Annotated in this window: 22 protein-coding genes; 8 read left to right on the plus strand and 14 right to left on the minus strand. The window is 64.7% G+C overall.

All coding sequences use genetic code 11. The features are described from left to right. The 3 genes from D3D01_RS02330 to D3D01_RS23950 form a co-directional block, all read right to left on the minus strand. On the minus strand, positions 1-1,740 hold the full coding sequence (locus tag D3D01_RS02330; RefSeq protein ID WP_101349411.1) for a histidine kinase N-terminal 7TM domain-containing protein: 1,740 nt from the start codon (positions 1,738-1,740) through the stop codon (positions 1-3). 42 nt (positions 1,741-1,782) lie between these two features. Beyond that, positions 1,783-2,103: a hypothetical protein gene (locus D3D01_RS02335; RefSeq protein WP_101349410.1), complete on the minus strand. Its 321-nt coding sequence runs from the start codon at positions 2,101-2,103 to the stop codon at positions 1,783-1,785. 127 nt (positions 2,104-2,230) lie between these two features. Next, positions 2,231-2,395 (minus strand): hypothetical protein, encoded by a 165-nt coding sequence (locus D3D01_RS23950; protein WP_199725363.1) that lies wholly within the window; start codon positions 2,393-2,395, stop codon positions 2,231-2,233. A 112-nt stretch (positions 2,396-2,507) separates the two neighbouring features. Between D3D01_RS23950 and D3D01_RS02340 the strand changes: the two genes are divergently transcribed. The 5 genes from D3D01_RS02340 to D3D01_RS02360 all read left to right on the plus strand — a co-directional run bounded on the left by D3D01_RS02340 (position 2,508) and on the right by D3D01_RS02360 (position 7,637). Beyond that, entirely contained in the window at positions 2,508-3,482 is a 975-nt protein-coding gene (locus D3D01_RS02340) for a molybdopterin-binding protein (RefSeq protein ID WP_121511102.1), read from the plus strand. A gap of 205 nt (positions 3,483-3,687) precedes the next feature. Next, on the plus strand, positions 3,688-4,653 hold the full coding sequence (locus D3D01_RS02345; protein ID WP_101349408.1) for a hypothetical protein: 966 nt from the start codon (positions 3,688-3,690) through the stop codon (positions 4,651-4,653). Positions 4,654-4,736: 83 nt separating this feature from the next. Beyond that, a complete protein-coding gene (locus D3D01_RS02350) occupies positions 4,737-5,561 on the plus strand; it encodes an aldo/keto reductase (protein ID WP_121511103.1) in 825 nt (274 codons plus the stop codon). A 233-nt stretch (positions 5,562-5,794) separates the two neighbouring features. Then, positions 5,795-6,904 carry a glutamate-cysteine ligase family protein gene (locus D3D01_RS02355; protein WP_233563196.1) on the plus strand — a complete coding sequence of 370 codons (1,110 nt, stop codon included), beginning with the start codon at positions 5,795-5,797 and terminating at the stop codon, positions 6,902-6,904. Positions 6,905-6,962: 58 nt separating this feature from the next. Then, positions 6,963-7,637 (plus strand): MBL fold metallo-hydrolase, encoded by a 675-nt coding sequence (locus tag D3D01_RS02360; protein WP_121511105.1) that lies wholly within the window; start codon positions 6,963-6,965, stop codon positions 7,635-7,637. On the opposite strand, the gene D3D01_RS02365 is transcribed toward D3D01_RS02360, so the two are convergent. From D3D01_RS02365 to D3D01_RS02390, 6 genes are all read right to left on the minus strand, one after another. Next, the gene (locus D3D01_RS02365) at positions 7,638-7,952 is read right to left on the minus strand and encodes an NAD-binding protein (RefSeq protein ID WP_121511106.1); all 315 of its coding nucleotides are present in this window, start codon (positions 7,950-7,952) and stop codon (positions 7,638-7,640) included. Continuing rightward, the gene (gene guaA / locus D3D01_RS02370) at positions 7,949-8,866 is read right to left on the minus strand and encodes a glutamine-hydrolyzing GMP synthase (RefSeq protein ID WP_101349404.1); all 918 of its coding nucleotides are present in this window, start codon (positions 8,864-8,866) and stop codon (positions 7,949-7,951) included. Before guaA ends, D3D01_RS02365 begins: the two co-directional genes overlap by 4 nt. Continuing rightward, complete coding sequence (locus tag D3D01_RS02375; RefSeq protein WP_121511107.1) at positions 8,866-10,527, minus strand: CTP synthase; 1,662 nt, start codon at positions 10,525-10,527, stop codon at positions 8,866-8,868. The genes guaA and D3D01_RS02375 overlap by 1 nt, the downstream gene beginning before the upstream one ends. A gap of 77 nt (positions 10,528-10,604) precedes the next feature. Continuing rightward, on the minus strand, positions 10,605-10,796 hold the full coding sequence (locus D3D01_RS02380) for a hypothetical protein (RefSeq protein WP_101349402.1): 192 nt from the start codon (positions 10,794-10,796) through the stop codon (positions 10,605-10,607). Between the two features lie 48 nt (positions 10,797-10,844). Further along, positions 10,845-11,018: a hypothetical protein gene (locus D3D01_RS23955; protein ID WP_198560216.1), complete on the minus strand. Its 174-nt coding sequence runs from the start codon at positions 11,016-11,018 to the stop codon at positions 10,845-10,847. Between the two features lie 82 nt (positions 11,019-11,100). After that, positions 11,101-11,694 (minus strand): alpha/beta hydrolase, encoded by a 594-nt coding sequence (locus D3D01_RS02390; RefSeq protein ID WP_121511108.1) that lies wholly within the window; start codon positions 11,692-11,694, stop codon positions 11,101-11,103. 60 nt (positions 11,695-11,754) lie between these two features. Between D3D01_RS02390 and D3D01_RS02395 the strand changes: the two genes are divergently transcribed. Continuing rightward, entirely contained in the window at positions 11,755-12,597 is an 843-nt protein-coding gene (locus tag D3D01_RS02395; protein WP_101349399.1) for a PspA/IM30 family protein, read from the plus strand. A 17-nt stretch (positions 12,598-12,614) separates the two neighbouring features. Here the strand turns inward: D3D01_RS02395 and D3D01_RS02400 are convergent, their stop codons facing one another. The 5 genes from D3D01_RS02400 to D3D01_RS02420 all read right to left on the minus strand — a co-directional run bounded on the left by D3D01_RS02400 (position 12,615) and on the right by D3D01_RS02420 (position 18,150). After that, a complete protein-coding gene (locus tag D3D01_RS02400) occupies positions 12,615-13,421 on the minus strand; it encodes an SLC13 family permease (protein ID WP_121511109.1) in 807 nt (268 codons plus the stop codon). Positions 13,422-13,508: 87 nt separating this feature from the next. Beyond that, a complete protein-coding gene (locus D3D01_RS02405; protein WP_101349397.1) occupies positions 13,509-14,411 on the minus strand; it encodes a diacylglycerol kinase family protein in 903 nt (300 codons plus the stop codon). A 49-nt stretch (positions 14,412-14,460) separates the two neighbouring features. Next, entirely contained in the window at positions 14,461-15,501 is a 1,041-nt protein-coding gene (locus D3D01_RS02410; RefSeq protein WP_121511110.1) for a hypothetical protein, read from the minus strand. Positions 15,502-15,596: 95 nt separating this feature from the next. Beyond that, positions 15,597-17,525 carry a threonine--tRNA ligase gene (gene thrS, locus D3D01_RS02415; protein ID WP_101349395.1) on the minus strand — a complete coding sequence of 643 codons (1,929 nt, stop codon included), beginning with the start codon at positions 17,523-17,525 and terminating at the stop codon, positions 15,597-15,599. Positions 17,526-17,583: 58 nt separating this feature from the next. Continuing rightward, entirely contained in the window at positions 17,584-18,150 is a 567-nt protein-coding gene (locus tag D3D01_RS02420) for an HTH domain-containing protein (RefSeq protein WP_101349394.1), read from the minus strand. 182 nt (positions 18,151-18,332) lie between these two features. Here D3D01_RS02420 and D3D01_RS02425 point away from each other — a divergent pair, with 182 nt between their 5' ends. Then, a complete protein-coding gene (locus D3D01_RS02425) occupies positions 18,333-18,764 on the plus strand; it encodes a universal stress protein (RefSeq protein WP_121511111.1) in 432 nt (143 codons plus the stop codon). A 110-nt stretch (positions 18,765-18,874) separates the two neighbouring features. Continuing rightward, on the plus strand, positions 18,875-19,387 hold the full coding sequence (locus D3D01_RS02430; protein WP_121511112.1) for a gamma carbonic anhydrase family protein: 513 nt from the start codon (positions 18,875-18,877) through the stop codon (positions 19,385-19,387). Positions 19,388-19,426: the final 39 nt, after the last annotated feature.

Raw genomic sequence — 19,426 nt, forward strand, 5'->3', positions numbered from 1 at the left:
TCAGTCAGCGTTCTCGCTGTGGGCCGCCACTGGGTCGTCCGTCGCGTGGGCGGGCTCAGCCGTTGGCAGTTGCAGCTCTACGGTCGTTCCCGATTCGTCCGTATCGGGGAACGACATCCGACCGCCAAGGTTCCGGACAATCCAGTTGACGAGCCACAGCCCGACGCCGGAGCCGTGCTTGAGCGGCGTTTCGGTCCCCGAACGGATGACCTCGCGCTCGTGGTCGGTGATACCGGGACCGTTGTCGTGAACGGCCACACGCGCGCCCGGCGTTCCACCGGCCCGCGTCGCCGTGATCTCGACCGTAACTCGGTCCGCATCGGCTGCTTGATGTTCGACAGCGTTCTCGACTAGCTCCTCCAGCGCGATGAGGACCGACGGACCACCCCGAATCCAGATATCATCCTCGCAGGTGAGCGTGATCGCCACGTCAGGGTGGCGGTCCCGGGCATCGCTGACGACCGATTCCAGTAGTTGGCGAAGCGCTGTCGGGCTGTGCTGTTCGGTCTCTAACGCCTCGGTGACTCGCCCGATTTTGTTGCTTCGGTCGACGATGTCGTCAACTGTGCTGATAATGCGGTCGAGTCGCTCGCGCTCGTCGGTGTCGGCTGTATCCCTGAGCAGGTCCGCGTTCCCCTTGACGACGTTCATCTCGTTTCGGATGTCGTGTCGGAGCAGGCGGTTGAGCACGTCCAGCCGCTGTTCGCGCTGTCGGCGGTCTGTGATATCCCGGAGGCTGATGAGATGGCCCGAAACAACGCCGTACGCGCGGTACAGCGGTATCACGCGCACGTCGTAGTACCGCACACTCCCGCCACGGTCGAGAGCCATCTCGGTCTGTGTTTGCTCGCCAGGGCCGGGGACCGTCTCGGCGAGTGTCGGTGATGTCTGAGAGAGCGAGCGGCCCAGAACCGCGGTCTGGTCACCGTCAAGCAACGCCGTGGCGGCCGCGTTGATGTCGACGATGCGGCGCTCGTCGTCGACAATGATGACCATATCGTCCATTTCGGTGAAGATAGCTTCTCGCCCCAGTTCTCGGGTCACCGGTGCCACGTCGAGCAGTTGCCCGCGGAGGATAGCGACCGAGAGGACGGCTCCCGATGCAACGTACCCGAGACTCGTCGGGTCGAAGGCGGTCGGCAGCACACCGAGCACAAACAGCGTCTGGACGACCGTCGGGACGGCGATGGCGAGCAGCAGTGCGAGCCCCTGGCCCTGGAATACCTGATTCGACCGGAACAGCATTCGTAACAGGAGGACACCGCCGGCGAGGATCAACAGCAGTATGTAGGACATGTGGCCCCAGTACACGACTTCGTACGCGGGCACGAGCGTCACCGACGACGCCGAGACGTACTGCGTCCCGCGACCGGACCAGATGAGTTCGTGTGCGTGATTCGACCACACGAGCGTGACAAACACCGCCGGTTCGATAAGCAACAGCGCTGTTCGGCGCTGGGTGAGCCAGTGTGGATGTCCCGTGTACTCGATAACCGTCACGAGCCACGCGACGGGGATGATTACCGAGAGCGTCAGCTGCACCTGGACGAGTCGCTCCATGGTTGCCAGCCCCGGCACAGCAAGCTCGATACCGTACGTAACGGCCCAGAGGCTCGCCGCAACGACGAACACTGCCAGCGGTCCTGCACCCGGCCGGTCCCGGTGGAGCCACACGAGAAAGGCGACGCCCATGCCGACGACACCCGACAATAAAACGACAGTAAGCGGCGACAGGACCATTCAGTAGCTTAGCAAAGGCGTCCCTGATATAATTATTCTCGGTCACTCAGACTGCGAGCGAACTGCGGACCACACCGCGAGCGCACCGAGGACGAACGCCGGCACGAGCGGGAGCGTGAGATAGGCGTCTCTGAGTGTGAGGCCGAAGCTACTGATGACGCCCTGTGCGGACGGCAAAAGCAAAATTGCGCCGGGAACGAGGAGGAACGCCACGCCGATCATCCCGACGAGAATCCAGCCGCTCGTCCCGAACTCGGGACCGTCGGTGGGGTCCGTGCCTGTCTCACCGTCTGTGCGAGAGCGGTCTGTGGACTGTGGCTCCGTGTCGGGACGGTGGACGTAGCCGGACTCGTCGTCAGCCATCGACATCCACCCCGTCGCGCCCGCTCGAACGGTGCGTCACGATGGACACCCTCCAGTAATACCGGCGGAACAACGTCGCTGCATAGGTCAGAATCAGGCAAGCGTGCGCAAAACGCTAACGGTCCCGCTACTGTGACAGCCCGGGCGTTTCCCGGCTTGAGATGTCACCCAGACTCATCCGGTGCCCGCTGGCAGAAGCGTGTGCGTCCCGCTGCCCCTCCGCGAACGACGACTCTTCGTACAGTCCCTCGAACGCACACTCATGGCAGACGACGTGGTATCTCCCAGCCATACATTTTTGTCCTTCTTACTATATTTTAAGGCTATCGGTTTCAAATATTATATCAATAGTAAGCACACAAACGGTCGTCAGGGTATTTATTCACCCCGACCGTTGAACGAGTATGGTGGATTTCCAGTCCCGTGACACACGCCGCGGTCCGACTGACGGGGACGACGAGACAGCAGAGGGTGAGACAGGGGACGACGAGGAATCCGCGGCCGTCGATACTGACACCGAGGCCACCGCTTCGGAACCCACCGAAGCGGCCGACACAGAGTCGGGAAACGATGACATAGCGACAGGAGAATCCGACAGCACAGCGACTGCTGCAGTGGATGATACCGCTGAGAACCGCGACGAACCCACCACGGCGGCCGAAGCCGACAGTCCTGTGGCGGAACAAATCGACGAGGCGACAGCCCAAAGTTCGGACAACCAGTCAGCGGCCGAAACGCAGGACGGTGAAGTGACTGCTGCAACGACACAGAGCCCTGACGAGGACGCACAGAGGGAACGCCACGGCGAGGCACAGGCAGCGACCCAATCGGCAGATACACCAGAGGAAGCGGCGGTTCAGACAACGGATACGCCGACAGCACAGACAGGAAGCCAAGACGACACGTCACAGGAACAGTCGGTGACCACCGCTGTCGTCACGGTCGGGACGGCGACCGAAGAAGGCGACCCGACGGGCGAGGCGGTGGAAGCGGCCCTCGAATCCACCGGACAGACGGTTACAGCCCGTGAGCGACTGCGAGGGAACTATGACGGTATCCAGGGGACCATCGACAGGCTGGTCGGCCGCGACGACGTGGAGGTCGTCGTCACGGCGGGCGGTCTCGGCGTCGCGCGGTCGGAGCAGACCCTCGAAGCAGTCCACCCGCTGTTCGAGAAGGCCCTCCCGGGATTTGAAGAGGTGTACCGAGCACTGCTCTTCGAGCAACAGGGGGCCGGTGTCATCTCCATCCGTGCGACGGCAGGTATCGCTGACGAAACGCCGGTGTTTTGTCTGCCCGCGGACCCGGCGGCGGCCCGTGTCGCCATCGACGAGATCATCGCGGCGGAAGCCCCGTCTCTCGTCGCCGACCTGTCCTGAGGCGACGGGATGGATTCGCGGTATCAGTCTTGTGTCCGTTTACGCGACTTAACCTGATATTTTATCGGTTCGGTTCGGGCCGCCAATTTTCTATGTCCGACGGGCTATTCCCTCGAATATCGGCCGTTTAAACGTTTAAATCGCTGTGAAAGGTCGTTAACTGCGCCCCCCATTGAAGTGGAGACAGTCCACAGGACCGGGTGTCATGTCCGATCGCAACGCGACACGACGCGGCGTACTCAAGGGTATCGGCACGACAGCTGCAGCCGCACTCGGCGGGGCGGCCCTCTCCGGGACGGTTGCGGCGGCCGGCCCCTGGGAGTCCGTCGAGTCCCCGACCGGGAACACCCTCCACGACGTCGAATACACCGCGGCCGGTGCGTACGCGGTGGCGGGTGGCGGCATCGTCCTCGAACGGACCAGCAAGGGCTGGCAGAAGGTCATCGGCGGCGGCCCGACTGGCAACGGAAATAGCCTCTACGGGGCCGACGTGACCGACGACGGGAAGGCCCTCTGGTTCGTCGGGGCCTCGGGCGCTATCGGCGAGTACGACGTGGAGTCGGGCGTGCTCACCGACCACAGCGCCCCGATGGACGTCACCAACAACTTCAACGACGTGTCCGTGACCGGGGCGGCCGGCGAGGCGAACGTCTACGTCGCCGGCGATTCCGGCAAGATGTACTTCAGCTTCGAGAACGGCGCGAGCGAGACGTGGGACTACACCACGCCCGGCTCCGGGTCGGCCATCAACGCCGTTGACTTCCACGGCGTCCGCTCGGGCCACATCGTCGACGGCAACAAGAGCGTCTTCGTCACCGACGACGGCTCGACGTGGGACAAGATAGGGCTGGCCGACGCCAACGTCAACTTCTACGGCGTCGACTCCGACGGCCCGGACGACGTGTGGATATCCGGCGGCGGCGGCATGATATTCCACTGGAACGGCTCCGAGTGGACGCCGACCGACACGGGCGACGCCGGCCTGCGCGACATCGAGGTCACCGACGACGACAGCGCCGGCTACACCGTCGGCGGCGGCGGCAAGGTGTACGGTTTCGGCGGCGGTGACTGGACCCAGGAGGAGACCCCCGCCGGCGAGAACCTGAAGGCCGTCGTCCGCGGCGGCACCGACATTGCGGTCGGTTCGGGCGGGACTATCCTAGAGCAATAGCGACGGTACAGTAGCGCAGGCCGGTTCGAGACCGCGGTGCGCCGGAGCCACTGACTTTTCACCGGTCCCCTCCAACACCGTGCATGGACGACATTCAGGTCCAGGGAACGTCGGTCCCCGCACTCGGCCTCGGGACGTGGCAGCTCACCGGCCAGTCCTGCCGTGAAACCGTCGAAACGGCTCTGGAGATGGGCTATCGCCACATCGACACCGCACAGGCGTATGGCAACGAGCGGCAGGTCGGACTGGGGATGGATGCCGCCGCGGTCGACCGCGAAGACGTGTTTCTGACGACGAAGCTCGACGGGTCCAACCGCGACGAGCGAAGCGTCCGCCGGTCGACGCGGGAGAGCCTGAACAAACTCGGGACAGACTACCTCGATCTCCTGCTCATCCACTGGCCGAACACCCCGTGGATGGCCCCGCTGTCGGAGACGCTCGGCGCGATGAACGACCTCGTCGAGGAGGGGCTGGTCCGCCACATCGGCGTCAGCAACTTCTCGCCGTCGCTGCTAGACAGGGCGCGGGACATCTCCTCGGCCCCTATCTTCACCGATCAGGTGCAGTACCATCCCTACTGGGACCAGCGGAAACTACTGGATTACTGCCGTATCCACGACGTGCTCCTGACCGCCTACAGCCCGCTGGCCCGCGGCGGCGTCCTCAACGACCCCGCGCTCGTTCAGATAGGGAACCGCTACGGCAAGTCCCCGGCACAGGTCGCGCTCCGGTGGCTCCTCCAGCAGGACGGCGTGGCCGCAATTCCAAAGGCATCCAGCCGCGACCATCTCGAAGCGAACCTCGCGGTGTTCGATTTCGAACTCACCGACGCGGAGAGAGAGCGGATTCGGGACCCGTCGAAGGTCAAGACCGGTATGCAGTTCGTCCGGTCGCAGTTGCCGCTCTGAGCGGGGTCAGCGCCACTCCGTATCGATGCAAAGTCGCTGTTCGGACGGAAATTAGCAGCCGGTAGAACATCCAGCCATTTCTACAGCATTTATCGCTATGTCTGTGGCTTTGGACGCCGCAAATATTACGAATCACACAACTATCATAAACCATCTGGCCGCAGCTTTCGTGTGGTGTGTTACCACTGAACTACAGCGGAGGAACACACCGCCGAACCCACAGCGAGGCCACTGTGTCAGTACACGAATCCGAGCCGATACGACGGAGCATCGAAGTGGAGTACTGGGTCATCGACGAGGCGGGCCGGCTGGTCGAGCCGGGCACGCTCGTCGACGCAACTCCGGGGGCGGAGCGGGAGTTCGTCGAGCCGCTGCTTGAAGTCAAGACGACGCCGTGTGAGACAGCCACAGAACTGCACGAGGAACTCCTCTACCGGCTCGGGGACGTGTTGCGGCGGGCCGACGACCTCGGGAAGCGCCTCGTCCCGCTCTCGACCCCGGTCAACGCCGACGAGATATCGGAGCTACCGAGCGACCGGACCCGGATTCAGAACCGCGTCGTCGGCGACGACTTCGAGTACGTGCGCCACTGTGCCGGCACGCACATCCACGTCGAACAGCAGCCGGGGCGGGCCATCGACCAGCTGAACGCGCTCATCGCCGTCGACCCCGCGCTGGCGCTCGTCTCGTCGTCGCCGTACTTCCGCGGCCGGCGGCTGGCCGACAGCGCCCGCTCGAAACTGTACCGCTGGATGGCGTACAACTCGGTGCCACACCAGGGGTGGCTGTGGTCGTACCTCGAAGACGCCGAGGAGTGGGACCGCCGGCTCGAACGGCGCTACGACGACTTCGTGACCGCGGCCATCGACGCCGGTATCGACCGTCGGACCGTCGCGGCCAACTTCGACCCCGAGAGCGCCATCTGGACGCCGGTCCAGCTCCGGGACAAGTTCGGCACCGTCGAGTGGCGGTCGCCGGACGCCGCGCTCCCGAGCCAGGTCCTGCGGCTGGCCGACGACGTGGCGTCCCTGATGGACCACCTCAGGGGCACCAAGGTGCGAATCGGCGGGGCGACGGGCGGGGTGACCGACGAAGAAATCGTGCTCCCGGAGTTCGACACCGTCCTCGAGTACGCCAACGACGCTATCCGGGACGGAGTCAGCGCCGACGTGGCGGCGTACCTCGACCGGATGGGCTTCGACGTGGACGCCTACGACCCGGTCGCGCCGACCTTCGACAGGCCGGAACCGGTCACGGCCAGCGACGCCCGCGAGATTCGACTGGAACACGCCGACCGACTCCAGGACGACGTGCGACAGGCCGCGCCGGTCGCACTCGACTGAGACAGGGCACCGACACAGGACAGTGACAGTTTAGGAACCGCCACACCAACGCCGCGGTATGGTAACGGCGCTCGCCGACGATATCTGGTGGTACGATCTCACGGGCGTCAACGCGACGCTCGTTGACGACGGCGGAACGCTCACGCTCGTGGATACGGGGCTGCCCTGGCACGGAAACGAACTCATCGCTGGCCTGAGCGACGCTGGCTACGAACTCCGGGATCTGGAGCGCATTCTCCTGACGCACTTCGATTTCGACCACGTCGGCGGACTGGCGGCCTTCGACGGCATCGACGCGACCGTCTACGTCGGCGAACGGGACGCGCCGCTGGTCACCGGCGAGCAATCCCCGCCGCTGGGCAATCACAAGGGCGCGTTCCAGCGGCTCGTCTCGCCGTTTCTGGACGCGCCGGCCGACGACGTGGTCCCCCTCGCCGACGGCGACACCGTCGGCAGTTTCACCGTCTACGAGACGCCCGGCCACACGCCGGGCCACGTCTGCTACGTCAGTGAGTCGCTGTCGCTGGGACTGCTGGGTGACCTCGTCCGGGAGGACGGCGGCCGCTTCGAACCCTCGCCGTGGCTGGTGAGCTACGACACCGACGCCGTCGCCCGGAGTATCAGTGATTTCGCGGACCGGTCGCCCGCCTTCGAGGTCGCGGTCGCGGGCCACGGAGTTCCCTTCGAAAAAAGCGGCTCGGAGCGGCTCGACCGGCTGGCGGTGACGCTGTAATCAGTCCAGTTCCTCGGCGACCGCGTCGGGACCGAGCAGGTCCGGGTCGACGACGAGGTCGGTCTGCCGGCTGGCGAAGCCCGGCAGCGAGCCTTCGGCGTAGACGACGACCCGCAGGTCGGGGTTGAGGTCCTTGGCGACGGCGATGGAGGTGGCCTGGGACATCTCCGTCAGCAGGTACACGTCCGCCTCGTGGACGCCGGCCTCCTCCAGGCCCGGCCGGTTGCCGACGTCGGCGACCGTCACGGTGTGGCCCTCGGCGTCGAGGGCGTCTGTGAGGCCGTTGGGGTCCGTGCCGACGAGAACGACATTCATTCGTACTCGATGGTCGCCGGCGGTTTGTGGGTCACGTCGTAGACGACGCGGGCGACGTTCTCGTGGGCCCCCGTGATGCGCGACTGGATGCGCTGGAGCGTGTCCCAGTCGAGTTCCTGCGCCCGGGCGGTCATGCCGTCACGGCTCTCGACCGAGCGGACGGCGACGACCCAGCCGTGGACGCGGTTGTCGCCCTTGACGCCGGTGGCCTTGCCGATGACGGCGGCCAGGGCCTGCCAAGGCTCGTACTCCTCCAGTTCCTCCTCGACGACGTGGTTAGCCTCGCGGGCCACCTCCAGTTTTTCCTCGGTGACCTCGCCGATGATACGCACCGCGAGTCCGGGACCGGGGAACGGCATCCGCTCGGAGATTATCTCTTCGAGGTCGAGCGCGCGGGCCACTTCCCGCACCTCGTCCTTGTAGAGGTCCCGCATCGGCTCGACGATGCCCTCGAAGTCGATGCGCTCGGGCAGGCCGCCGACGTTGTGGTGGCTCTTTATCGTGCCCTCGCTCTCGATGCGGTCGGGGTAGATGGTCCCCTGGACGAGGTAGTCGGCGTCGACCTCGCGGGCGACCGTCTCGAACTCCCGGATGAACTGCTCGCCGATGATGTGGCGTTTCTCCTCGGGGTCGGTCTCGCCTTCGAGTTCCTCGAGGAAGCGGTCCTGGGCCTCGACGACCCGCAGCGAGTCCATGTAGTCGAACGTCTCGCGGATCTCGTCGGTCTCGCCTTTCCGCATCAGCCCGGTGTCGACGTAGACGGCGGTGAGCTGGTCGCCGATGGCCTCGTAGGCCAGCGCGGCGGCCGTCGAGGAGTCGACGCCACCGGAGAGTCCGATGACGGCGTGTTTGTCGCCGATTTCCTCGGCGATTTCGGCTTTGGCCTCTTCGATGAACTCGTCAACGTTCACCATCAGTGGCTCACCTCCTCGGTCGTCGCAGCGTGTGGGTCCTCACCGAGCACGGCTTCGAGCAGTCCGACGAAGGGCGGGCTAGCACGCGTCGGCCGGGAGCGGAACTCCGGATGGAACTGCGTCCCGATGAAGTACGGGTGGTCTTCCGGTCCGAGTTCGAGTATCTCCATACGGTTCCCGGCGCGGCCGGAGAACTTCAGCCCGGCGGCTTCGAGGTCGCCGATGTACTCGGGGTTGACCTCGTAGCGGTGGCGGTGCCGTTCGGTACAGGACTCGCCGCCGTACAATGTCGCGGCGAGCGTATTCGCGTCGATTTCGGTTTCGTGAGCACCCAGCCGCATCGTCCCGCCCATGTCCTCGATCTCGTACTGTTCGGGCAGGATATCGATGACGGGGTGTGGCGTGTCCTCGTCGAGTTCAGCGGAGTGAGCGCCCGCCAGGTCGAGGACGTTGCGGGCATACTCGACGACAGCCATCTGGAAGCCGAGACACAGCCCGAGGAAGGGAACGTCGTTCTCGCGGGCGTAGCGGATCGCCTCGATCTTCCCCTCGGTCCCGCGCGCGCCGAACCCGCCGGGGACGACGATGGCGTCGGCCTCGCGCATCCGGTCCGCGTGGTGGTCGCTCATCTTCTCGGAGTTGACCCACCGGACGTTCACGTCGACGTTCTTCTCCAACCCAGCGTGTTTCAGCGCCTCGTGGACGGACATGTAGGCGTCTTCGAGGTCGTACTTGCCGACGAGGGCGACCTCGACCTCGCCTTCGGTCTGCTGCGTGACGAGGTCGCGCCAGCGGTTCTCCCGCTCGTCCTCGGGCAGGGCCTCCGACGCGATGTCGAGTTCCTCCATCACGTACTGGTCGAGACCTTCTTCTTCGACCATCAGCGGGACGTGATAGATGTCGTCGACATCCGGGTTCGAGAACACCGCCTCGGTCGGCACGTCACAGAACAGCGCGATTTTCTCTTTTGTGTCGATATCGAGCTTGTCCGAACAGCGGCCGACGAGAATGTCGGGCTGGAGCCCGATAGAGCGCAGTTCCTTCACAGAGTGCTGGGTCGGCTTGGTCTTCTGTTCGCCGTTCTTCGAGTAGGGGACGAGCGTGACGTGGGTAAAGAGAATGTCGTCCTCGTCTTCCTCGTGGGCGAACTGCCGGAGTGCTTCGAGATAGGGCATCCCCTCGATGTCGCCGACAGTGCCACCGACCTCGATGATACAGACGTCGTTGCCCTCGGCGGCCTCGCGGATGCGGCGTTTGATGTCGTCGGTGATGTGCGGGATAATCTGGACCGTGCGACCGAGGTAGTCGCCGGACCGCTCCTTCTCGATGACGTGCTGGTAGGTCTTGCCCGTCGTGACGTTGTGGTCGAAGGTCATGTCGATGTCGAGGAACCGCTCGTAGTTCCCCAGATCGAGGTCGACCTCCCCGCCGTCTTTCAGCACGTACACCTCGCCGTGCTGGAACGGGTTCATCGTACCGGCGTCGACGTTCAGATACGGGTCAATTTTGACCGCTGTAACGTCGAACCCGGCGTTTTTGAGTAATCGGCCTGTGCTGGCGGCGGTGATGCCTTTCCCCAGGCCAGACATCACGCCACCGGTGACAAAGATGAACTTCCGACCCAGTTCCGGGTCGTAGTCCGTTTCGGGTTCGGTCGGCATACCGACGGTGAACCCCGCGTAGTCTAAACGGTTTCGGAGCGCGCACTGTTCGCCACCCCGTCGCAGTGTCAACGCGGCTACAGTGAGGGCAGCGTGAGAACACGCCACGCGGCCACGAGCGCGGCGAGTGACAGCGCCGAAAACACCGCATCACTGGGACTTGAGCCGATGGCGATAAACAACAGATAGCCAGCGACGAACCCACCCAGAAGCGAGACGATGCCGTGCCGTGTCGAGTGAGACGCCGCTTCCCTGGTTCGCGTTGACATACATCACTATTTATCAGTATATAGTATAAATGTACCTTCGGCCGAGAGTCAGGACTTGAGCACGCCGGACCTGATAGCGACGTAGGTCCCGATGGCACCAGCCGAGGCGAGCACGAGCGCCCGGAGCGGGCCGCCTGCGACGAGTGCCGTCTGCATCAGTACTAACAGCGTCACCAGCGTGGCAACAAACGACACGGCAGCGAACGCGAGCGGGCGGTTCATGGTCGGGACTCGGACCCACAGTGCCTCTGTCTTTCGATACTGTCCGGTAGTCTCGGGTCCCGGCAGTCGGATTCGACACCGGCTACAGATGGCCACGGAGAAACGGCCCAACAGTCTCACCGACACGGCCGCTCTGGCCGACGAAGTGATGATCGGCCGGCAGACGCTCGACGGCCTGTCCCAGTTCGGTGGCCCGGTCGACGACCGGCTCCCAGTCCACAGTGTCGTCGCGCTCGCCGACCACGACCTGTACCGGGCAGTCGATAGCGTCGAGCGCGGCGACAGCATCGAGATGGGCGGTCAGTCCGGCCGGCGGAGCGAGGACGGAGAAGACCGACGGCTCGGACTCGCTATCGAGTTCGGCGGCCGCACAGAGCGCCACAGCTGCGCCGAAACTGTAGCCAAACAAGCCGACGGCGTCTGCTCGTTCGCCGGCCCATGCAAGGGCGTTCTCGGCGTCGACCCGTTCGCCGCGGCCCTCGTCCCACGCGCCGTAGTCGAAGCGGAGACAGCCGACATCGGGGGCCAGTGCGTCGCTGACCGCGTTCAGGCGCGTGTCCGACCGCTTACCGCCGTACTGTGGATGGGGCGGGCACGCAACGACGATAGCGTCCGACCCGGGTCGGTCGAGCGTCGCGGTGACGTCTCGCCCGCCCGGAATCCCGACGGTAGTCATACGTGTTCACTCGCCAGCCCTCTGTAAGAAATTTAAGGTTGGAGAGACCAATGCGCATACATGGGAATCCTCTCGCGCGCGTCGTACGTCATCCGCTCGAAACTCAACGCCGTCCTGAACCGAGCGGAGGACCCGACAGAGACCCTCGATTACAGCTACGAGCAGTTGCGTGACGAACTGCAGGATGTCAAACAGGGCATCGCGGACCTGACGACCCAGAAGAAGCGACTGGAGATCCAGAAGCGCCGCCTCGAAGAAAACGTCGAGAAGCACAACGAACAGGCGCGTCAAGCCGTCGAGCAGGACCGTGAAGACCTCGCTCGTCAGGCGCTGGAAAAGAAAAAGCAGAAAATGAGCCAGATAGAGGATCTGGAAGGCCAGATACAGGACTTGCAGAACCAACAGGACCAGCTGGTCGAGCAGAAAGACGAGCTCCAGAAACAGATCGAGCAGTTCCGCACAAAGAAGGAGACGATGAAGGCCCGCCACGAGGCCGCCAAGGCGTCGGCGCGCGTCAACGAGGCAATGACCGGCGCGGGCGACGAGATGCAGGACATCAATCAGGCTATCGAGCGTGCGGAGGAACGCACCGAGGACATGGAAGCCCGCTCGCAGGCGATGGACGAACTCCGCGAGGACGGCGTCCTCGAAAGTCAGATATCGGATGAGAGTTCGCTGGAGCGGGAGCTTGAGGAAGTCCGACAGAAAGGCTCAGTCGACGCCGAACTCGACACGCTGAAAGCCGAGATGGGGAAAGCCGAGGACGGCGATAGCGGGTCGACCGACGCGGACGTCTCCGAGGCCGAACTGGAGCAGGAACTCGCCGACGAGAGTACGCAGGTCGACGTCGACGAGAGCGAGGTCGAGTCGGAGCTTGACGAGCTGAAAGAGGACGAGCAGTAACGCGGCGGCCCGGAACTTTACAGCGGCCAGACAACCGACACCGAGAGCGTCGTCACGGCACACAGAAGCAGCTGGAGCGGTCCGCCGACGCGTGCGAAGTCGGTGAAGCGGTAGCCGCCGGGACCATAGACCATCAGGTTCGTCTGGTATCCAATGGGAGTCAGGAAGGCCGTCGCGACCGCGAACGTGACGACAACGAGAAACGGGAACCCGGAAACGCCGATCTCGGCGGCGGTGGCGACGGCAATCGGAATCATCAGCACGACGGTTGCGGGCGGAGTAATAACGCTGGCGAGGACGGCCGTGAGGAGGTACACCAGCGCCAGCAGCGCAAGCGGCGGAAGGACCCCGGCGGCGTCGACGAGGAGCGCGCCGACGAACGCGGCCCCGCCTGTGGCCTGCATCGCCTGCCCCAGCGGGAGCAGGCCGGCAAGCAGGAACACGACGTTCCAGCTCACCGCGTCGTAGGCCCGCGACGCGCTCAGCGTGCCCGTCGCCACCGTGGCGACGACGCCGCCCAGCGCGGCGATGTAGATGGGAAGCAGGTCCAGCGCCGCGAGTCGCCCGGCCAGCCAGTCGACGACGCCAGCCGATTCGACGCCGGCGCTGAGAATGTACATCGCGACGATAGTGACCACCGCCGGGCTGGCGAACCCGTCGATGGCTGTCCGTGCCGGGACGCCGGTGTACGGTTCCAGCACGACCAGGGCGACGAGGACGGCGACGGCGGTCATGTCCGGCGGGAGCCATTCGGTGACGAACAGCGCCAGCGCGGCGGCGACGAGCGCGAATACCACGAGCGCGCCCGTCGAGAGCGGGGCCATACCACCTCTCTCGACGGACGGTGACAAAGGCGTCCGGGACGCCGCCGGGGTTTCGGGCGCGGAACCGCTGACCGTCGGTCCAAGCCGTCACTCCGGGTTCGGCTCGTATCCCGGTCCTACGCGGAGCGTGAGCGACTGCGTGCGCACCGACAGCGACAGCGTCTCGTGGGTGCTGAGTTCGCCGTCGCGGCTGAAGGTGAGTGTCTCACCGTGTCCGTCGACGGTGATCTCGTCCGCTCGGACGTGGGTTACACCGTCGGTATCAAGTGCCAGTAGTCGCTGGCCGATAGCCTCCGCGACGAGATTCCCCGTCGGCATCTGTTCGACGATAGCCACGTCGAGCAGGCCGTCTTCCATGTTCGCCTGCCCGCCTTCGGCGACGAACTTGCGGGCGTTGCCCACCAGCAGGCACGTGGCCTCGCCGGACCAGGTGAACGGCCCGTCTTTGCCGACAGCCGCGATAGTGATGTCGAGCCCGTCGAAACGCAGCGCCTCCTGTGCGCCGGTGAGCAGAAACGCCAGCGTGCCGAACCGTTCTTTGAGGTCGCCCGGGGTCGAAACGCTGGCGTCGGCTGGGAGGCCCGCGATACAGGAGACGAGGAACGGCTCGCCGCCAGCGACGCCCACGTCCACGGTCCGCTTCGTTCCGGTGTCGGCGATTTCGACGCCGTGTTCGATGTCCCTGATGCCGACGTTCCCGGCCAGAAGGTTCGCGGTCCCGGCCGGGACGACGCTCAGCGTCACGTCCGAGAGGTGGCCGGCGTCGTCGAGGCCGCGGACGACCTCGTTTACCGTCCCGTCGCCGCCACAGACGGCGACCTCGGAAGCCTCGGCCCGGCCCGCCTCGCGGCCGAACGCGACGGCGTCGCCCGGAGCCGCCGTCTCGTACACCTCGAACCCGCGTGCTTCCAGCAGCCGCGGAACGTAGTCGGCGTGCTCGCCGTCGCCGCTGACGGGGTTGAGGATACACCGGCGCGAGCCAATCTGCATACTACTACCGAGTCCGGAGCGGCACTTATACCGTGGTGATGTGTCGCCGTCAGTCCCAGTCGACGTCGGCGCTCCGGTCAGTCTCCCGGAGGATGAACGGGCCGATAGCGAGGGTCCGCTTGGTTATCGTGACGATGCGGAGGATGTACGACAGCAGGACGGTGAAGGGCAGGACCGCCGCCGTCGTCGCCACGGCGACGAGCCACAGCACGTCGGGCACGCCGGCCGTGAGGCCGACGAAGTCCTGCGTATCGAGGAACAGCAGCGACGTGACCGCGACGGTGAGCGCCGGAACCGCGACGTACAGCAGCGTCCGGGAGAGGTTCGACAGCTCCCACTGGAAGTACAGCGTCTTGAAGTGCTCCCGGGCCGGGCCGAACAGTTCGAGCGTCTCGACGAGTTCCGCCAGCGAGTCGTCGATATCGTCGGTGAGTTCCTCGGCGTAGGTCTCCCTGATGCGCCGGCCGACGTACAGTTTCCAGGAGTAGTTGTAGTTCAGGGCGGCCTTGATCACGTCGAACTCCCCGAAGGTCCCGCCTTCGAGCTGGTCGGTGACCCTGTCGGCGTTGCTCGTCACGTCCTCCAGATACGTCGACAGCAGCGCCGTCAGGTCGTCGTCGAGCGCGGTGTCGTCGACGGCGTCCCGGGCTGTTTCGGCCCGCTCGGCGGTCCCGCGGACCAGCGACCGGAGGAACGCCGAGGGCTCCGCGGGACTGACCTGGGCGTCGACGGCGTCGGCCACGTCCGCGCGGAACCGCATCGCCCCGTCCATCCGCTCGCGCTGGTCGCCGACCGCGCCCAGTTCCTGTGACAGGACGAGCTGGCTCAGCGTCAGGACCAGCGTAACTGCGGTTATCGTCCCCGTAATCAGCGCCTGGAACAGCGTTTCCACCGGGTCGCCGCGGGTCAGCAGCGCCAGGGCCGGCGTGGGGTGGAGGAGGCCGACCGCGAGAATGCCACAGAACAGAACGCCCGAGAGGAGGGCGGTGACGAGCCAGCGGTCCGCATCGAGGAGGAGCCAGAGGAGTCGGGTGTCGCCCGCGGCGCGCTCCCGCATGGTGTCGCTCGACTCCCCGCTGTCGGTGGTCATACAGGTCGGCTCGCCCGCTGGGGATAAAAGAGCGCGCCCGGCGCATTCCGGAGTGCCAATACAGCGGCAGCGAGAATCGGCCGAACAAACAGCAGCTATCGGCCGGCGAGGAACGTCACGGCGGTCCGCTGTTGCTCGACTTCAGTTTCGAGGTGGTCGCGGAACGCGGCGATGTCGATGTCTTTCTCTTCGCGTTCCTTGCGGTCCCTGACCGAGATGGTCCCGGCTTCCTCCTCGTTGTCGCCGATGACGCACATATACGGGACGCGGTCGTCGTGGGCCTGCTGTATCTTCTTGCCGACGGTCCAGGAGCGGTCCTCGATGGTGACACGGAAGTCCTCAAGTTCGTCCTGAATCTCCTCGCAGTAGGCGATGTTGTCGTCACTGACCGGCAGCAGGCGGATCTGCTCGGGGGCGAGCCACGGCGGGAACTTCCCGTTGTAGTGTTCGGTCAGCACCATGAAGAACCGCTCGTAGGAGCCATACAGCGCGCGGTGGATCATCACCGGGCGGTGCTCCTCGTTGTCCTCGCCGGTGTAGGAGAGGTCGAACCGCTCGGGCATGTTGAAATCCAGCTGGACGGTCGGGCCGTCCCAGTGCCGTCCGAGCGCGTCCTCGAAGGCGAAGTCGATCTTCGGGCCGTAGAACGCGCCGTCGCCTTCTTCGACGACGTAGTCGATGTCCTGCTCGTCGAGGACCGACTCCAGTTGGGACTCGGCTTTCTCCCAGATTTCGTCGCCGCCGACGGACTTCTCCGGCCGGGTGGCGAACTGGACGGTGTAGTCGAGGTTGAACGTGTCAAGCGTGTCGAGGATGATGTCGACCGTCGCCAGCACCTCCTCCTCGATCTGGTCCGGCCGGACGAACAGGTGGCCGTCGTCGATGGTGAACGCCCACGTCCGGGAGAGCCCGGAGAGTTCGCCGCGTTGCTCCTTGCGGTACACCTTCCCGTCCTCGAAGTACCGCACCGGCAGGTCGCGGTAGCTCCAGGAGTTCTGCTCGAAGATGGTGGCGTGGCCCGGGCAGTTCATCGGCTTCAGGCCGTACTCCTCGTCGTTGACGTCGAGCAGGAACATGTCGTCGACGTAGTTCTCGTAGTGGCCCGACTTCTTCCACAGCTCGGTGCGGAAGACGTGGGGCGTCTCGACCTCGTCGTAGCCCGCGTCGCGGTTGAGGCCGGCGACGTACTCGGAGAGTTCGTTGAGGATTTTCTTGCCGTTTGGCTCGTACAGCGGCAGGCCCGGCCCGGTCGTCTCGTCGATGGAGAACAGGTCCATCTCCTGGCCGATCTTGCGGTGATCCCGTTCCTCGGCCTTGCGGCGTTGTTCGAGGAACTCGTCGAGCGCGTCCTCTGTCGGGAAGGCGGTTCCGTACACGCGGGTCAGCGTCTCGTTGTCCTCCTCGCCGCGCCAGAAGGCCGCCGAGATTTCCAGCAGGGCGAAACCGCCGATTTCACCGGTCGATTCGACGTGGGGGCCCTGACAGAGGTCTTCGAACTCGCCCTGCGTGTAGAACGAGACTTCCTCGTCGTCCGCGGCCTCGGTTTCGAGGATGTCCTGCTTGAACGGGTTGTCCTCGTAGCGTTCGAAGGCCTCGTCGCGGTCGACGAGTTCGCGCTCGATGTCGAGGTCCTCCTCGATGATCTCCTCGGCTTCGGCCTCGATGGCTTCAAGATCGTCTTCGTCGATGTCGACGCCGGTGATATCGTAGTAGAACCCGTTGTCGGTCCACGGCCCGATTGTGAGCTTCGCGTCAGGGTGGAGGCGCTGCAGGGCCTGCGCGAAGACGTGAGCGGCCGAGTGACGAAGCACGTCGAGGTACTCGTCACTGCTCTCGGTGACGATTTCGAGCCTGACATCGTCTGTCAGCGGCGCGTGTTTGTCGACAAGGTCGCCATCGACGACGCCGGCGACCGTGTCGTCACCTAGCCCTGGCCCGATTTCGTAGGCGACATCCTCGACCGTGCTGCCGCGCTCGACCTCTAAGGGAGTCCCGTCGGGCAGCGTGACCGTGACCGTACTCATATCCGAGGATACGACGGCGGCCGGGGATAAGTGTATTGAGACGCGGGCGACGCTGGCGTTACTCTGGTAACGGCGGGTCCGAATCCTCGTCGGCAGTGTCGGCCGCTGGCAGCTCAGACTGGGCTGGTGGCCGTGCCGCGCTTGCCCGTTCGAGCGGTGAGAGCGTCAGTTCTTCCTCGCCTTCGAGCATTGTGAGCCGGTCCGTTACAGTGACGGTCTCCCCGTCGGCCGTGTGCGGCGTTACGCACCTGAGTTTCGATCCGACGTACTCGGCTAATAGTTGGACTGGAAACACGAGCGCCCGGTACTGCTCCCCCGATATTTCAGCGTCTACCGAGCGCACCTGAAACGCGGGTTCGAGTGAACATTCGTTGCGTTTTGCCCACTCCTGAAAGACGCTAACTCGGTTGAGTGCGAACAACCCGAGTTCGGTCCGCGCCTCCGCTGGCGTGGACGGTATCTGCCGTCCAATGACCTGAACAGTGATATCTGACAGAACACCGTCGTCCGACAGCCCCTGGAGCCGGTCAATTACCGCAGCCTGTTGCTGCGTGTGCCCGTCGGGCAGTAGTGAACGAACGTACAGTTCTGCCCGTGTACCGTCTGGCTGCGTGCTCCCCTGCATCGTATAGAAATGAATTGACAGCAACCGGCAAAAGTATTCCTGTTGACAAATAATGGTTAGAACGGTTATACACTGAACGACGGAAGCTGAATCAAACGGTTTCACCGTCGGTTGGACAGTCACGGCTCGTATCAGTGTGATAGTGAGTACTATGTGGGCACAGTTCGCATGAGAAGCCGGATATGTACGATTCGGTACTCGTAGCCACAGACGGGAGTTCGGGAACGGCTGAAACGCTCGCACACGCCACCTCCATCGCGCGCGACAACGACGCGACCCTCCATGGGCTGTACGTCGTGGACAGACGGCTGTACGTCGCGGCCGACAAGGCCAATCAGGACGAGGTGCGTCAGTCGCTGGAGGAAGAGGGCGAGGTCGCGCTCGACGACATCGTGGTCGGCGGCGAGGAGGCCGGCGTCGAGGTCGTCACGACCATGGCGGAAGGGATTCCTCACAAGACAATCACCAACTACGCCGAAGAGGAGGCCATCGACCTCATCGTAATGGGGACCCACGGTCGAACCGGGCGAGACCGGGTCGCCAATCTCGGGAGCGTTACCGAGCGCGTCGTCGAGAGCGCGCCCGTCCCCGTCCTCGTCGTCCACATCGAATAGCTCAGGTGCGGCTGGCGGTTGCGGTACGGACGCGCTCGACAGCGGCTATACGACCGGTGCGCCCCGTTCTGACCGGTATCTTTTCGAGTGGCCGACACGATGGTAGCAGTATGGACAGCCGAGAGTACGCTTTCGAAGGAGCCACGCCAGATATCCACGGATACGCCCACGTCAGCCGCGAGGCGATGCTGGTGGGAGATGTCACCGTCGGCCCGAACGCGAACGTCTGGCCCGGCGTCGTGTTGCGCGGCGACGTGGCCCCCGTCGAAGTGGGCCGCGAATCGGCCATCGGTGACGGAGCCATTGTCCACGCCTCGACCGTCGGGGAGAAGGTGATGGTCGGCCACGGGGCCGTTCTCAACGATGCAGCGGTCAAGGACGGGGCGCTCGTCGGATTCAATTCGACGGTTAGCGACGCCACCATCGGGGAGGGCTCTATCGTCGCGATGGGAACGGTCGTTCCGCCGGGCTACGAGGTTCCAGCAGAGTCCTTTGTTCGCGGGAGCCCGGCCACAGTGACACCGCTGTCCGAGACCACCATCGACCCCAACGAAGTGTTCGAGGCGTTCAGCTCCGGCGATTACGCCAACCTCGCTGCCCGCCACGAGGACCTCTTCGAGTAACGCCCCGTCGGACAACGACGGGTCACTTATAGTGGAAGA

Source organism: Haloarcula sp. Atlit-7R, assembly GCF_003666065.1.
Lineage (GTDB): Archaea > Halobacteriota > Halobacteria > Halobacteriales > Haloarculaceae > Haloarcula > Haloarcula taiwanensis.